Raw genomic sequence first — 15,113 nt, 5'->3', positions numbered from 1 at the left:
TTAAATTATAATTAGTAGTCACGTAAATATTAAAGTTTTCCGTTTGAATAAGGGTTCATTATGTCCACTGAAATTAAAGAGACTTCGAATGAGACAGAAAAACTGTCTAGTATACCTGTATTACCATTAAGAGACGTAGTGGTCTACCCCCATATGGTTATTCCTCTATTTGTTGGGCGAGGAAAATCAATAAAAGCCCTGGAAGCGGCTATGGTTGATAGTAAACAAATCTTTTTAGTAGCACAGAAAAAATCATCCAATGATGATCCTGGAGCCGAAGATATTTTCCACGTAGGCACATTATCCAGTGTGCTTCAATTGTTGAAACTTCCTGATGGAACTGTGAAAGTTCTAGTTGAAGGGGAGAAGCGTGCCAAAGCAAAGGAATATAATCAGGCAAAAGGATATTTAGAAGCGGATCTGGAATTGCTGGAGGAGGAAAATGCTGCAGTTCAGGAACCGGATATCGGAATCTTAATGCGTTCCTTGATGTCTCAATTCGAGCAATACATTAAATTGAATAAAAAAATTCCACCTGAGGTTTTATCTCCTCTCGCGGGTATAGAAGAACCTGGACGTTTAGCAGATACCATTGCAGCTCACCTAACTTTGAAAGTTGATGATAAACAAGAATTGCTAGAAACAATGGATGTTGGCACTCGTCTGGAACGCTTAATGTCAGCCATAGAGAATGAAATTGACTTATTGCACGTAGAAAAGCGTGTGAGAGGACGAGTTAAGCGACAAATGGAGAAAAGTCAGCGAGAATATTATCTCAATGAACAAATGAAAGCGATTCAAAAAGAATTAGGTGAATTAGGTGAAGAAGGTAGTGAGATTGAACAACTGGAACATTCTATTAATAAAGCCGGCATGCCTAAGGAAGCTAAAGAAAAATCCATAGCAGAGCTTCATAAGTTGAAAATGATGTCTCCAATGTCTGCTGAAGCCACGGTTATCCGCAATTATCTTGATTGGATGCTTGCAGTGCCCTGGAAAAAAAGAACTAAAATTCAATTTGATTTGCCTAAAGCAGAAAAATTATTAGATAAAGAACATTATGGCCTGGAGCGGGTTAAAGAACGCATTATTGAATATCTGGCTGTTCAACAACGTGTGAAACGATTGAAAGGTCCTATTCTCTGTCTCGTTGGACCTCCAGGAGTGGGTAAAACCTCGCTAGGGCAATCTATTGCGAATGCTACAGGGCGCACCTTTATTCGTATTGCTTTAGGTGGTGTTCGAGATGAAGCAGAAATTCGTGGTCATCGGAGAACTTATATTGGTTCTATGCCAGGAAAAATTATTCAAAAATTGTGTAAGGCGGGAGTAAAAAATCCACTTATTATGTTGGATGAAGTGGATAAAATGGCTATGGATTTCCGTGGTGACCCAGCGGCAGCATTGCTTGAAGTTTTGGATCCAGAACAAAACCATACCTTTAACGATCACTATCTCGAAGTAGATTATGATTTGAGTGACGTGATGTTTATTGCGACAGCAAACTCGCTAGAAATTCCGGCACCATTATTAGATAGAATGGAAGTAATTCGACTTGCAGGATATACGGAAGATGAAAAAGTAAGTATTGCTGAAAAATATCTGGTTCCGAAACAAGTTGTGTTGAATGGTTTGAGTAAACAAGAAATACATATTAGTGAAGGAGCGATACGAGAGGTAATTCGGCACTATACACGTGAGGCAGGCGTACGTAATTTAGAACGGGATATTGCGAGTGTTTGTAGAAAAGTCGTAAAAGAAATTTTATCCAATAAAAAAGTTAAAAAAATGACAGTAACCACCAGCAATATTGAAAAATATTTAGGTGTAAAAAAATTCCGTTATGGTTTAGCTGAGGAATTTGATCAAGTAGGGCAGGTTACAGGGTTGGCGTGGACTAGTGTGGGTGGCGAATTGCTGACAATAGAAGCATCCATGATGCCTGGCAAAGGTAAGGTAACGCATACCGGTCAATTAGGTGAGGTTATGCAGGAATCTATCCATGCCGCAATGACGGTAGTACGAAGCCGAGCCAAGAAATTTGATTTGCCAGATGATTTCTATGATAAGAATGATTTCCATGTCCATGTTCCGGAAGGTGCTACTCCCAAGGATGGTCCAAGTGCGGGTATAGGTATGTGCACGGTGTTAGTTTCTGTAGTGACACATATTCCTGTAAAAGCGGATGTAGCCATGACAGGAGAAATTACTCTAAGAGGTCAGGTTTTGCCAATTGGTGGGCTTAAGGAGAAATTATTGGCTGCTCATCGAGGCGGAATCAAACATGTCATTATTCCTGAGGAGAATGTAAAAGACCTGGAAGAGATTCCAGACAATGTTCTGCGAAAGCTATCCATACATCCTGTTAAGACCATAGAACAGGTGTTAGAGCTGGCTTTACAACGAACTCCTTGGGTGGATCAGCCAACAAATGTACAGTCTGAGGCTTTAGTAGGTAAAAAATCAAAAAAAATTAAAAATAATGATTTACATACCCATTAATTAGAGGTATATTTCGTTTCGTAGCCCGCCACTAGCGGGCATTGCAAGGAAGTAACTACTCGACCGGTTAGTTTAATGAAGTAAGTTAAATTAACTTTGAAGTATGGAAGATTAACAGTATAGGGGAAGCAATGAATAAGAGCGAATTAGTTGATGCTATAGCAAGCGGTTCGGGTTTAACAAAAGCTGACGCAAGCCGAGTTCTCGAAACTTTTACTGATACTATTACTAATGTTTTAAAAAATGGTGATCAAGTGGTAATACCTGGTTTCGGTTCTTTTTCAACAGGCAATCGTTCAGCAAGAACAGGTAGAAACCCACAAACTGGTAAAATTATTCAAATTAAAGCGTCACGAGTAGCCAAGTTTAAAGCGGGTAAAAACCTGAAAGAAGCAGTGCAAGAAGCATAAGTTTTCTGGGTGCTTAGCTCAGCTGGGAGAGCATCGCCCTTACAAGGCGAGGGTCGTAGGTTCGATCCCTACAGCACCCACCAAGAAATGGAGTGGTAGTTCAGTTGGTCAGAATACCGGCCTGTCACGCCGGGGGTCGCGGGTTCGAGCCCCGTCCACTCCGCCAGATTAACGCGCCGAAAGGCGCGTTTTTTTTATCTGGAATGAATTTTTATGTCAAAATTTATTTCCTTTCATTTCTGATTTCTTTTTATTTAGAGAAAGCTAGATGTAGTATGAAGAAAAAAATTCATACCCACACCTTAATTTCAGGCTGAATTAGGAAAAACCAATTTTGAAAAATAAGAGCTGTTGTTTTTGTTTTGATTTTTTTCAGTCTGGGGTATAATCAGCCTCGCTAATTAAATAAAGCCTTAATTAATATATGGATCTCGGGACATGTTACAAAAGTTAAATGAACGTATACAGGGTGTAGTAGCTTGGTTAGTAGTTATTTTAATCGGTATTACGTTCACACTTTTTGGTGTGGATTACTATCTACAATCACGCCAAACAACAAACTCAAAGGTTGTTGTCAATGGTCAGCCTTTGACAATGCAAGCATTTGAGACTAATTACAGACGCGCCCGTTCCATGCAAGATATTGAACAGATGACTGCTGCTGATGAGAAAAAGCTGCAAAATCAAGTTCTAGATCAAATGATTACTAATGAAGTTTTAGTGCAAGCGGCTCGCAAAAATGGGTTTGATGTCAGCTTGAACCAAGCAAATGCAGCAATTTTGAGCATTCCCCAGTTCCAAGAAGACGGTCATTTTTCCGCCCAAAAATATCAGCAAGCCTTAAATGCTGCGTTATTCACACAATCAAGCTTTCAAAATGAAGTAAAACAGGGAATGCTCCTAAATCAACAACGATTTGCTTTTATGGGAAGTTCTTTTGCTTTACCTGATGAGATTGATCGGTTTGTAAGTTTGTATATGCAAAGCAGGGACTATGATTATTTAACTATCCCTGCAGCACTTTTTGAGAAGGATGTCCAGATATCTTCAGAGGAAATTGCTAACTATTATAATAAGCATAAAAAAGATTTCATGACTCCTGAAAAAGTCAGTTTGGATTATGTTTCTTTATCAATGCATGATATTAAGAACAAAATTAAAATTTCTGATGATGATGCAAAACGTTATTACGAAGAAAACCAAAACAACTATTTAACTCCTGCAAGTTGGCAAGTAGCCCATATTTTATTTGCTGTTCCAGATGATGCAAGTCAAGCCGATTTGGAAAAAATTCAGAAAAAAGCGAATGATACATATCAAGCATTACAAAAAAATCCAGAGCAATTTGACCATTTTGTTTCAACGCTATCCGATGACAAACTCTCTGTAACAGATAAGGGTGTATTGCCTTGGATTTCTGCAGGACAGAATGATTATAATCGAATTTTGTCTAATTTAACTAAGCCAGGGCAGATTTCCGCACCTGAAAAAACGAAACACGGTTATGAAATTTTTAAACTAATTGCTTATAAGCCGGTCTCAACAAAATCTTTTTCTGAAGTCGAGCAATCGATCAAAGAACAACTAAACACTGAAGCAGCCCAAAACAAATATACTCAAGCTTTGGAACAGCTGTCTGATTTAAGCTATCAATCCCCTGATTCACTTCAGCCAGTTGCAGAGGCTTTAAATTTGAAAATTCAAACTACAAAACCTTTTTCAAGAGGGGATGGTGTCGATAATATTACTAAAAATAAACAGGTAATAAATGCCGCATTCAGCCATGATGTTCTTGATTTAAGCAATAATAGTGAACCAATACAAATTGATAATGATTCAGTTGTAGTTGTTAGAATTAATCAGCACTGGGATGAAAAAGAACAGCCTTTGGAATCTGTCCATGATCAAATTAATAAAATTTTAGTTAAGAAAAAAGCTGAAGCTAAAGCCAAAGAGATTGGGATGAATTTATTAAGTCCAGTTGTAGATAAGAAGCAGCAAGAACTAATAAGTTCAAATCATTTATTATGGAAATCCGAGCTTAAGTCAACCCGTGATAATGATAAGGTTGATACTGATATTAATGATACGGCATTTAATTTATTACGACCTGAAAGTCGTGATGGACTTGTTATGTCAAATGGCGATTATGTAGTAGTCAGATTGAAACAGATACATGATGGGAAATTGAGTACATTAGACAGGGAGCAACAGGATAGCTTAATTCAGCAAATTGAAGCGAGCTATGGCATGATGGATTATGACTTGTATGAAAAAAGTTTAATTAGTCGCGCACAAATTGTGAGGCATTAGGTTCTAGAGCAGACGTGTTAGTGGCTTCTTATTTCTAGAAGTTAAATAACAGGGTTTGCCGGTGTTACCCAATAATAGGAGTTTCTCTATGTCTGGTTTAAGTACAAAATTTACAGACCTTAAATTGAAGCAGTTTTATGGTCATGTATTAACTCATTATAAAAATTGCGTTGACCGTGGTTTAGATGTTACTCAAATGTATAATGAGATGTTCCTGGCAGTGCAATATTCTCTAGAATCGCCAATGAGCCCTCTTTATGTTCTAGAACGAGAAGAAAAAACTAAAGCGTATGCTGCTTTTAATAAAATATTTTATGCTTTGCCGTTATTTAGAAAACTACCAACTGAAAATCAGCGTACTTTTAATCCTAAAAAACCTAAATTTGACCCAGAAGTTAAATATGTAATTAATGAGTATAACTATTATAATTGCCACGATTCAACACTAACAAATTGGTTGATTTTGAGCACTATCCTCGATTCTCGCCGCCATGCTCATTCTCACGATTCGAGCTGCTGTTTCCCTTCTAACCATCACGGACGTAACTCCTCTTCGGATGATGATTTGGGCAAATTAATCCTAGGTTTACTGATTATTGCATTAGCAGCGCTTGCAGTTATCCTGGCCTTCATTGCTTTAGCCTACATGATTGATGAATTTGCAAACGGTATTGAACGATTTTGGTATGGGGAGGGTTGGTTAAAAGGTGCATTGTTATTCGCAACTTCCCTTGGATTCGGTGCAGGTTCAACTCTTTTGACCCTTAATTTTGCTGCAGCACCTCTAATTGCTCTTGCTATAGCAGCCGGATTCAATCCTGTTGGGGTAGTGATACTGGCCACAGTATTGCTTACAACAATCGGTGCTGGCATTGGATGTTTGGCAATGAGTATGATTTATGATTCAATTAATCAATCGAAGAATGAAGAGTCTATGGATCCCGCAGATCCACAGCGATTTCAATTAACTGCGTCAGAAGAAGCGGCTTTACTTAAAAAAAATATTGATCCGCTCGCTGTCAAATGTGCAATGGTTGCATTGCGCGCAGAAATGGCGAAATTTTTAGAAAATGAAAAACCAATACCTTCTTTTTTTACTCGCTATTTTGATAAAAATGGAAGTCAAGTTAACGACTTACTGAAAACATTAAGACAATTACGTAAAGGTGAATTGAGGATTGTTGAGGTAGGTGGTTTATGGTTTGACTGTGAAATTCCCCAACCTGTATATACGCCATCTTTTTATTCGCAGCCCCAAGCACAATATTATGTAGTAAAACCTACAGCCCCGTACGAGCCTACAGCCCCTCAATACATCTAAAGGTGTAGCTTTAATCGGGTAAAGTTTATCTTTGCCCGATTAAATCCTTCTGTGTAATGACCTAGTTATACCACTTATTCATTAGACGTAAATGGAAACATGCGCTTCATTACAGAATCTTTGCATATAAAATGATGATATAGAGCTGCTAGTATATGAATTCCCACAAAAAATAGAATAATAAAAGCAAGTGTTTCATGAGTTAAAAACATTATGCCTCCAAAGTGTTCATTCGCTGAGATAAGACAAGGGATCGTAAACCAACCAAAGAAATTAATAGGTTTTCCATCCGCACACGTTAACAGATATCCAATAATTGGCATAAGTATTATAAGCAGGAAAAGAATATGGTGTACCGCTTTGGAAACAATGTATTGCCAAAGAGGTTGATCTTCTGGGGGACGAGGTTTGCTATTAATAATGTGCCAAATAAAAAAAACAATTCCTAATATTAAGAGAGTCAGGCCTACAGACTTATGCAACATGATATAAAGATCTGTAAGCGGTGAATGTTCGCTAAGAGACCAAACAAAATAAAATTGTGCGATCATTAAAATAAAAATTAGCCAATGCAGCAGTTTAGTTATACTACCAAATCGTTTTACGGTATTCCTTAACATATTGATTCTCCACGGATAATAGATGAGCCTACTATACCAATGGCTTATATAATTTCAATATTCCATATGGTTTTATTGTCGAAATGTAAATTAGTGTGAAAAGAAACTGTACATTGAGAATAGATGGTTGTTTTTATACTTGAAGAATAAGGGATTACGACTTGGCGGAGAGACAGGGATTCGAACCCTGGGAAGGTTGCCCTTCAACGGTTTTCAAGACCGCCGCATTCGACCGCTCTGCCATCTCTCCAGGCGTGAATACTATCCTAACGTCTTTGGTTTTGCAAATATTTTTTGATATTTTATGTAATTTTGGGCAACCCCTTTTGATTGCTGTTTTTATTTTTACCATTTTTTAAAAAAAACTGAAGAATGTTCGCAAATTAAATAGTCCTAGGTATAATATTCCAACTTTTGTGGCTGTTGTCGCGGATGCAACAGATGTATATTTAGATAGGTGTAGTTTATGAAACGAATTCAAATGTTGTTCCTAATTGGTCTTATTGTCTCTTTGTCAGCATGTAAAACCTGGTGGGGTAAAGATGATGAAGATAATAATCCTTATAAAGGGATGACCGCTGAGCAGCTTTACACAGCAGCACAGAAGGACTTACATAAAAAGGAATATGCCACAGCAATAAAACATCTCGAAGCGATTGAAACAATGTATCCGTTTAGCGATTATACCGAAAATTCACAGCGGCAATTAATCTACGCATATTATAAAAATGAAGATTATCCCTCTGCTGCAGCAACTGCAGAGAGATTTATACATCTTTATCCACGAGCTAAAAATGTTGATTATGCTTATTACATGCGTGGAATGGCTAATTTCCAACAGAGTCGAGGGGTTTTTGCCAAATTTTTACCTCTGGATGAGTCGTGGAGAGATCCTGGAACGCAAACACAAGCTTATTCCGATTTCGGTACTTTGATTCAAAAGTTTCCAGACAGTAAATATAAACCAAATGCATTACAACGTATGACTTATCTACGTAATATGTTTGCCCAGCATGAGTTGAATGTAGCGACGTTCTATTTTAAACGTCAGATGTATGTTGCAGCAATTAATAGAGCCAGTTATGTCGTTAAAAATTACCCACAAGCTCCAAGCGTAAAACAAGCTTTAATTGTTATGCATGATGCCAATATGGCTTTAGGTTTTAATCAAGCTGCGGAAGAGGCATTGGCTGTTTATAAAGCAACTTATCATACTGCCAAAATGGAAAAAATTACCTAATTTATCGATGGATAACCATCTTTATACTTATAAAATCATGGATAGCGCTACGGAATTTAAAAGGGTAGGAAAATGGAAATAGGGGGCCTTTAAATGCCCCCTTATTTATAGAGCCTCTACTAACTCAGGTTCTTTTGCTTTGACTGCAACGAAAAGATCATTGGTCAACTCACGTAACTCACCCGCTAATAAAGTAAGTGCAGCATCCCGTTGTTGATACTCTTCATCAAGTTGTTTAATTTCGTTAAAATCATCGAGTAAATATTCAAGACTTTTAAGTTTTTTGAATGTAAAGTCGTGGGTTAAGGTAAATTGGATTCTTTCTTTCCAGATTAACGAAATTTCAGCTGTTGCCATACCTTGTGATAATAAAGTTATAATTTCTTCAGCTGGAAGCTCATAACCCTTACAATGTACTCGCTTTTTTTCATCATCAAGAGCAAAAAGAATGCAATCCGATGCTAATTGAAAATGGTTAGGAAGAGTACTTGGAGAGTGAATCCATTCTGCGAATCGTAAAGCCAAATTCTCTGTGTGAGTGAGCGGTTCAATCGTAACTCCTGCTACCGACTTACGTAAAAGGGAAGTAAGCTGTGACGCTTGGTTATTACTGGAGGCATTTACTATTATTCTTTTGCTGGTGCTATCAAGAATGGCAAACATTTTTTTTTGGACGCAAAATGATTTGGGTAGTAATTCAAATTCAATATCTTCGGCCATTTGTGCTTTCTCTGCACGTTTAATAGTGCGGCCCTGTTGGGTCTCAAGTGCGTGCACTTTTTCAGCAAGCATTTTATTAATCACACCACGGGGCAATAAACGCTCTTCCTTACCCATGCAAATTAGGGAACTCCCTGCAACTTCCTGAACCATTTCATCTGCAAAGGCAGGAAGCCAACCATAAACAAACCGAGCGTGAGGTGGACAAGGTTTTAAGATATTTTCAGCAAGGGATGCTGTTAAATCGCTCGCTTCATCCAGTTCATATTGATAGATTAGTGCATTGTTAAACCACATAAAAAAACTCCTGAGATTACATAATATAATAAGTGCCGATTGCCATCGTTCTATTGTAGGGTAGTTTATAAAAGTCGATGTTTAAATTGGCTGAATAATTTCGTATTAAAAAGGCAAATAATTTTTCCTGCCAATAAAAGGTTAATGATTTTCTTGATTTTGATGCGGTAATATTAGGTATTTCTACCATATAAGTAGCACGGTCTACATTTAACTTAAAGGGGAAAAGGTTTTTGTTCGAGGCGCGCTCTAGGGCTCTGGGAATAGAAATAGTCTCCATAAAACCATAGTGCAAAGTAAGGTTGAATACTTTTTCATGCAAGCAAGTAATTTCATAGCGTTGACTGTAATGTATGTAGGGAATGTTATCTACGACATAATTTACAATCAGCACGCGTTCGGGTACTGCTCGGCTTAACTTAAGGAAATGAAGAAAGCTTCCGCCACTTTTATCATAAACATCAGTGATAAATACCGCAGTCAAATCGGTAAGTTGATTCAAGCTTTTATACTCTAATTGCCTGAGAATCTTGGAGATATCATCTTTATTCATGTAATAATTTTCGCGTAGGTATTCTAGGCCAAATCTCCAGGTATACATGATGGTTGCTATAAATAAAGCGAAGGTAACAGGGACCCATCCACCAGTTAAAAACTTATGTAAATTTGAACCCAAAAATGCAAAATCTATTATAAGGAATAATCCAAATATAGGGATAACTTTAATTTTGGACCATTTCCAAATTGATAAAGCAGTATATGCAACCATTGCATCAATCAGTAGCATATCTGCATTCACAGCGATCCCATAGGCATGAGCAAGTCGATCTGAAGTTTTAAAGGCAATACAAAAAGTTAAAGTTCCAATAAACAAAATGAAGTTAATTTGGGGGACATAAATCTGGCCGGAAAACTCCTTAGATGTTTGTATTATGGGTATACGAGGGCATAAGCTCAGCAAAACAGCTTGTTTAGTCAAAGAAAAAGTAGCCGAGATTACCGCTTGGGATGCGATTATTGTTGCAATGGTAGCTAGGATAATTAAGGGAATATAAAACCATTCAGGAGCAATCATGTAAAAAGGATTGTTAATGGCATTAGGGTTAATCAGTAAGTTAGCTCCTTGGCCAAAATAATTTAATATCAAACAGGGGAGAACAACGGCAAACCACCCGGCTCGAATAGGGTTTTTCCCAAAATGTCCTATATCGGCATAAAGTGCTTCGCCTCCGGTTACCACGAGAAAAATACCGCCTAACAGTAAATAGCCTTTTAATCCTGTATCTCGTATTAGATCGAATGCGTAGTAAGGATTGATCGCCGTAAGTACGATAGGAGATTTAGCAATTTGTACGATGCCAAGAATTGCGATCGTAAAAAACCAAATTAATATGATGGGTCCAAATAGATTGCCAATGCTTCCTGTTCCTCTTGCTTGTAATGTGAACAGGAGAATGAGAATAACAATAGCTATAGGCAGGATGAAGGGAGTAAAGGAAGCTGAAAGTGTACTAAGACCCTCTACAGCACTGATTACTGAGATGGCTGGAGTCAACATCCCATCACCTAAGAGTAATCCAGCCCCAAAAATTGCTATGATGTAAAATAATGGCGTATATTTGGTGCTTTTATGCTTCATGAGTGCCAAAAGTGCGAGAATACCTCCCTCACCATCATTATCTGCACGTAAAATCAAAATTAGATATTTGAAGGAAATAACGAGAATTAAACACCAAAAAATCAGCGAAAGTACGCCTAAAATGTGTGATTGAGTAATAGGAATATTATTTAGAGTTACTTTTAAAGCATATAAAGGACTGGTTCCTATATCCCCAAATACAACGCCTAAAGCTCCAAGGGTAAGACCATAAGAGAACTTGTGTGTGTTTTCCATATTAATTACCAGAATGCGTTGCTAAATGAATAGCAAAAAGAGCGATAAAGAGTTTTTTCATATTTGCTATACTATCCCTAACTTTATTTTTTCCACCAGTTAATTGGAGGGAGAATGACTTTCTTAGGTTTTATAAATTTTACGAACTCTTGCAGGTCTAGTGTTCTTTGTGTAGATTAGCCGATTTTTGTTCTTTGGGAAATAGAAAAATGAATGCAAAAGTTATTTTGCTTGCAGCAAAACAAAATACTGTATTACGAGGTCATCCATGGATATTCCCCAAGGCTATTGCGAAGACTCAGGGAAAATTAATTACAGGACAGTTGGTTGATATTTATAATGCAGATGAGAAACTTATTGGTGTAGGTGTTTATAATGAGCATTCTCTTTACAGGGTCAGGGTCTTGGGGCTTATCAGTGAATCAATTGATATAAGTAATTTACACACTTTGGTTACCCATCGTTTGAATCAAGCAAAGCAAGTAAGAGAGTGTTTAAATTTACCCAATGAAGAAACTACGGCTTATCGTTTATTTAATAGTGAAGCAGATGGCCTTTCTGGCTTAACCATTGATCGATTTAATCAAACATTTGTGGTTTCCAGTTCCGCTTATTGGGTTGAGTCCAATCGAGAACTTATTATTGACGTGTTACGCAATTTGTTCCCCACAGATAAAATTATATGGTTGCCACAAAGTAAACCCCTGGGACAGGATGGCTGGAAGCAAATTACTGTAGAAGAGACACATTATAATACCCAGGTGCTTGAAGCAGGGGTTATTTATGAAGTGGAGTTTGCTCAAGCTCAAAAAACCGGATTATTTCTCGATCAACGAGAAAATCATCAACGTGTAGCTGAATTATCTAAAGGAAAGAAGGTATTAGATCTCTACTGTTATAGTGGTGGTTTTGCATTGCATGCTGCGAAAGCAGGGGCCTTAAAGGTGACAGCGGTGGATAGTTCTGCGCAAGCAATAGCTCAAGCTCAAAAGAATGCAGTGTTAAATCGAACGTCGCAGATTGAATGGATTGAAGCGGACGCACGGGAATATTTAACACAAGCGGGGGATTATGATGTAGTTGTTCTTGACCCTCCTAAATTGGTTCCATCCAAGCAGCATGTTGAGCGCGCTAAAAACTACTATCGGTTTTTACATCGTGAAGTTTTTAAGTACATGAAAACAGGTTCTTTATTAATGACGTGTAATTGTTCATCAGCACTTTCATCTCAGGAATTTTGTTCTCTGGTAAGTGTTCAAGCTGGAGCTGTAGGGAAACAAGCCCGGATTTTAGGTGTTTATGGTCCAGCAAGTTGTCATCCTACCTTAGCATCTTTTCCAGAAGGAAGTTATCTTACCGCCGTTTTATTGGCTGTAGTGTAATCATTTCATAGCCGGGGTGGAGCAGAGCGAACCCCGGGTTTTTCCCATTACGCTCGGGAAGACGGAGGCTGCTGCGCTTTGCCCAGTCACTGTGTAATATTTAAGTATGAACCGATCGGTCTCTATCTTGTAAACATTGCAACACATCATAAAAACTCAGTTCACACGCTTTTAATAAAACAAATAAGTGAAAAATTAAATCAGCACATTCATTAACTAATTCTTCACGGTTGTTATTTACCGCTGCAATTACAGCTTCTACCGCTTCTTCTCCTACCTTCTGCGCGCATCGCGAGAGTCCGGAATCTAATAAGTTTGCTGTGTAGCTGTTTTCATGGTTTGAATCCGCACGTTCATTAATCAACTCAATCAATTCATGGATAAAACCAAGGTTGGTGTGATGGGCGGGCTGAAAGCAACTGGTGTACCCTAAATGACATGCAGGACCTTTAGGCAAAACCTGAATTAACAGGCTGTCATTATCGCAATCAACACTGATGTGTTGTACTGACATGCTGTTACCAGAGGTTTCTCCCTTACGCCACAAGCGTTTACGGCTTCGGCTATATAGATTTAATTGGCCAGTAGTAAGTGTAGCGATCAAAGCCTCCTGGTTCATATAACCTAACATTAGAACATTACCATTTTCTGCATTTTGGACGATGGCTGGTAATAGGCCATTCATTTTTTTCCAGTCTAAAGAGTTAATTTCCATATGAATCATAATCGTACCTCAATCTTTTGTTTTTTAAGTGCTAATTTTATTTCGTTTATCGTCAAAATTTTGTTATGAAAAATGCTGGCAGCTAAAGCTCCATCTACTCGAGACTCAAGGAACACTCTAGTAAAGTCATTTAGTGTTCCTGCACCTCCTGATGCAATTAATGGAACCTGACATAGTGGTCGCATTAATTTTAATTGATCTAAGTCATAGCCTTTGCGCGCACCATCTGATTGCATGCAGTTTAGTACTATTTCTCCTGCCCCCCGATCTTGTACCTCCTTGATCCATTCTCTTGTTTTACGTCTGGAATTAAGTGTTTTCTTCTCATCTCCAGTATATTGATAGACATAATAATCATCATCTATAAATTGACTATCAATCCCAATTACAACGCATTGGCTTCCAAAATTTCGACTTAATTCATTGATTAAATCGGGGTTTTCTAACGCTGGACTATTTATGGATATTTTATCGGCTCCAGAATTTAATACTGATTTTGCCTGATTAAGGGACCGAATTCCACCCGCTACAGTGAAAGGAATATTGATGATACTAGCTACTCGATTTATCCAATCAGGACAAACTAAGCGTTGCTCAGAGCTTGCAGTAATATCATAAAAAACCAGTTCATCTGCCCCGGATGCGGAATACTCCGACGCAAGTTCAAGAATATCCCCAACAATACGATGATTGCGAAATTTAACTCCTTTGACGACTTGATTATCGCGAACATCAAGACATGGAATAATTCTTTTGGTTAACATAATCTTATACTCAATTTAATAATGTTTTTGGTTAAGCGCAGCGGAACGGGATCTCGTGATTCTGATGTAATTAACAATCTCCCTGTCCTACAGCCTGGAGATCCTTCATTGCACTCGGGATGATGAGGGTTCTCCAGCGCTTCTAATAAGTTACGAGGTACACATACATAACATTGACTCCAGATTCAAACTGCCTTGGTAAAGACTTAGCCCCAGAATCGCCGCGCTAACCCCTAAGGCATCCAACTGATTAATATCATCTGCATGACGGATACCTCCTGAGGCTTGCCATTTAATTTGTGGAAAACGATCTACTGCCTCTTTATAAAGATCAAAATTTGGTCCCTGCATCATTCCATCACAAGCAATATCAGTACAGAGGATTTGTGTCACATTCAATTGTTGATAGTGCGCAACGACTTCCCATAAATTACTATTTGATGTTGTTTGCCAACCGTGAATAGCAGGAATAGGTATCTTATTTTGCATTCGAATATCTAACGCCAAAATAATATGTTGGGGATTTATTTTTTTAATAATTTGTGCAGTCAATTCAGGATTAGTAATGGCAATACTGCCTAAGACCAGGTTTGATATTCCTAATGAAACACATAAAGTTGCTTGTTCTAAAGAGCGAATTCCGCCTCCAGCCTGTACGGGAATTCCCGTGTTTTGCATTGCACAGATTAAAGACAGTTGGTGCATGGTTCCTGTTCGAGCACCATCCAAATCCACGATATGCAGGCGTTTCGCCCCTAATTGAGCAAAGTAGGTGGCACGGTCTATCGGTAGTGTATCGAATTGTGTGACTTGATCGAATTGGCCCTGCCGTAAACGTACACAACGACCTGCTTGAATATCAATTGCTGGGATCAGGATCATACCGCCTCCATATTTTAAGTCATTTAGTGAGGTCTGCTTGACGA

At 38.1% G+C, this 15,113-nt stretch carries 12 protein-coding genes and 3 tRNA genes; 8 read left to right on the top strand and 7 right to left on the bottom strand.

The window, feature by feature from the left end:
• Positions 1 to 60: 60 nt before the first annotated feature.
• The 6 genes from lon (at position 61) to ACWTE2_RS02025 (ending at position 6,546) form a co-directional block, all read left to right on the top strand.
• Complete coding sequence (lon, locus tag ACWTE2_RS02050; RefSeq protein WP_182390911.1) at positions 61 to 2,502, top strand: endopeptidase La; 2,442 nt, start codon at positions 61 to 63, stop codon at positions 2,500 to 2,502.
• Positions 2,503 to 2,633: 131 nt separating this feature from the next.
• A complete protein-coding gene (locus tag ACWTE2_RS02045) occupies positions 2,634 to 2,912 on the top strand; it encodes an HU family DNA-binding protein (protein ID WP_182390910.1) in 279 nt (92 codons plus the stop codon).
• A gap of 7 nt (positions 2,913 to 2,919) precedes the next feature.
• Positions 2,920 to 2,995 (top strand) — tRNA-Val (locus ACWTE2_RS02040).
• A gap of 6 nt (positions 2,996 to 3,001) precedes the next feature.
• A tRNA-Asp gene (locus ACWTE2_RS02035) sits at positions 3,002 to 3,078 on the top strand.
• 272 nt (positions 3,079 to 3,350) lie between these two features.
• Positions 3,351 to 5,225 (top strand): SurA N-terminal domain-containing protein, encoded by a 1,875-nt coding sequence (locus ACWTE2_RS02030; RefSeq protein WP_454783936.1) that lies wholly within the window; start codon positions 3,351 to 3,353, stop codon positions 5,223 to 5,225.
• A gap of 88 nt (positions 5,226 to 5,313) precedes the next feature.
• The gene (locus tag ACWTE2_RS02025) at positions 5,314 to 6,546 is read left to right on the top strand and encodes a hypothetical protein (protein ID WP_454783935.1); all 1,233 of its coding nucleotides are present in this window, start codon (positions 5,314 to 5,316) and stop codon (positions 6,544 to 6,546) included.
• A gap of 74 nt (positions 6,547 to 6,620) precedes the next feature.
• Here the strand turns inward: ACWTE2_RS02025 and ACWTE2_RS02020 are convergent, their stop codons facing one another.
• Together ACWTE2_RS02020 and ACWTE2_RS02015 are read right to left on the bottom strand one after the other, a co-directional pair.
• Positions 6,621 to 7,166 carry a cytochrome b gene (locus ACWTE2_RS02020; RefSeq protein WP_454783934.1) on the bottom strand — a complete coding sequence of 182 codons (546 nt, stop codon included), beginning with the start codon at positions 7,164 to 7,166 and terminating at the stop codon, positions 6,621 to 6,623.
• A gap of 162 nt (positions 7,167 to 7,328) precedes the next feature.
• A tRNA-Ser gene (locus ACWTE2_RS02015) sits at positions 7,329 to 7,416 on the bottom strand.
• 216 nt (positions 7,417 to 7,632) lie between these two features.
• Here ACWTE2_RS02015 and ACWTE2_RS02010 point away from each other — a divergent pair.
• Positions 7,633 to 8,406: an outer membrane protein assembly factor BamD gene (locus ACWTE2_RS02010; RefSeq protein ID WP_454783933.1), complete on the top strand. Its 774-nt coding sequence runs from the start codon at positions 7,633 to 7,635 to the stop codon at positions 8,404 to 8,406.
• 105 nt (positions 8,407 to 8,511) lie between these two features.
• Here the strand turns inward: ACWTE2_RS02010 and ACWTE2_RS02005 are convergent, their stop codons facing one another.
• Positions 8,512 to 9,423 (bottom strand): recombination-associated protein RdgC, encoded by a 912-nt coding sequence (locus ACWTE2_RS02005; RefSeq protein ID WP_454783932.1) that lies wholly within the window; start codon positions 9,421 to 9,423, stop codon positions 8,512 to 8,514.
• Positions 9,424 to 9,439: 16 nt separating this feature from the next.
• Positions 9,440 to 11,317, bottom strand: a complete 1,878-nt coding sequence (locus ACWTE2_RS02000) for a potassium transporter Kup (protein ID WP_454783931.1) — start codon at positions 11,315 to 11,317, stop codon at positions 9,440 to 9,442.
• A gap of 209 nt (positions 11,318 to 11,526) precedes the next feature.
• Here ACWTE2_RS02000 and ACWTE2_RS01995 point away from each other — a divergent pair, with 209 nt between their 5' ends.
• Positions 11,527 to 12,699 (top strand): class I SAM-dependent rRNA methyltransferase, encoded by a 1,173-nt coding sequence (locus tag ACWTE2_RS01995; RefSeq protein WP_454783930.1) that lies wholly within the window; start codon positions 11,527 to 11,529, stop codon positions 12,697 to 12,699.
• A 100-nt stretch (positions 12,700 to 12,799) separates the two neighbouring features.
• Here ACWTE2_RS01995 and hisIE read toward each other — a convergent pair whose 3' ends face one another.
• The 3 genes from hisIE to ACWTE2_RS01980 form a co-directional block, all read right to left on the bottom strand.
• Positions 12,800 to 13,423 (bottom strand): bifunctional phosphoribosyl-AMP cyclohydrolase/phosphoribosyl-ATP diphosphatase HisIE, encoded by a 624-nt coding sequence (hisIE, locus tag ACWTE2_RS01990; RefSeq protein ID WP_454783929.1) that lies wholly within the window; start codon positions 13,421 to 13,423, stop codon positions 12,800 to 12,802.
• On the bottom strand, positions 13,420 to 14,187 hold the full coding sequence (gene hisF / locus ACWTE2_RS01985) for an imidazole glycerol phosphate synthase subunit HisF (RefSeq protein WP_454783928.1): 768 nt from the start codon (positions 14,185 to 14,187) through the stop codon (positions 13,420 to 13,422). The genes hisIE and hisF overlap by 4 nt, the downstream gene beginning before the upstream one ends.
• A 150-nt stretch (positions 14,188 to 14,337) precedes the next feature.
• Positions 14,338 to 15,069, bottom strand: coding sequence for a 1-(5-phosphoribosyl)-5-[(5-phosphoribosylamino)methylideneamino] imidazole-4-carboxamide isomerase (locus ACWTE2_RS01980; protein ID WP_454783927.1), 732 nt, complete (start codon positions 15,067 to 15,069; stop codon positions 14,338 to 14,340).
• Positions 15,070 to 15,113 lie beyond the last annotated feature (44 nt).

The sequence above is a fragment of the Legionella nigrisilvae genome (assembly GCF_977063395.2).
The sequence above is the reverse complement of the archived record's forward strand: the minus strand, read 5'-3'. Positions and strand labels throughout refer to the sequence as shown.

Coding starts and splice junctions, on each gene's coding strand:
- ACWTE2_RS02010 (WP_454783933.1), top strand. CDS start 7,633: ATGAAACGAATTCAAATGTTGTTCCTAATTGGTCTTATTGTCTCTTTG.
- ACWTE2_RS02045 (WP_182390910.1), top strand. CDS start 2,634: ATGAATAAGAGCGAATTAGTTGATGCTATAGCAAGCGGTTCGGGTTTA.
- ACWTE2_RS02005 (WP_454783932.1), bottom strand. CDS start 9,423: ATGTGGTTTAACAATGCACTAATCTATCAATATGAACTGGATGAAGCG.
- ACWTE2_RS02025 (WP_454783935.1), top strand. CDS start 5,314: ATGTCTGGTTTAAGTACAAAATTTACAGACCTTAAATTGAAGCAGTTT.
- ACWTE2_RS02020 (WP_454783934.1), bottom strand. CDS start 7,166: ATGTTAAGGAATACCGTAAAACGATTTGGTAGTATAACTAAACTGCTG.
- hisIE (WP_454783929.1), bottom strand. CDS start 13,423: ATGATTCATATGGAAATTAACTCTTTAGACTGGAAAAAAATGAATGGC.
- ACWTE2_RS01995 (WP_454783930.1), top strand. CDS start 11,527: ATGAATGCAAAAGTTATTTTGCTTGCAGCAAAACAAAATACTGTATTA.
- hisF (WP_454783928.1), bottom strand. CDS start 14,187: ATGTTAACCAAAAGAATTATTCCATGTCTTGATGTTCGCGATAATCAA.
- ACWTE2_RS01980 (WP_454783927.1), bottom strand. CDS start 15,069: ATGATCCTGATCCCAGCAATTGATATTCAAGCAGGTCGTTGTGTACGT.
- lon (WP_182390911.1), top strand. CDS start 61: ATGTCCACTGAAATTAAAGAGACTTCGAATGAGACAGAAAAACTGTCT.
- ACWTE2_RS02030 (WP_454783936.1), top strand. CDS start 3,351: ATGTTACAAAAGTTAAATGAACGTATACAGGGTGTAGTAGCTTGGTTA.
- ACWTE2_RS02000 (WP_454783931.1), bottom strand. CDS start 11,317: ATGGAAAACACACACAAGTTCTCTTATGGTCTTACCCTTGGAGCTTTA.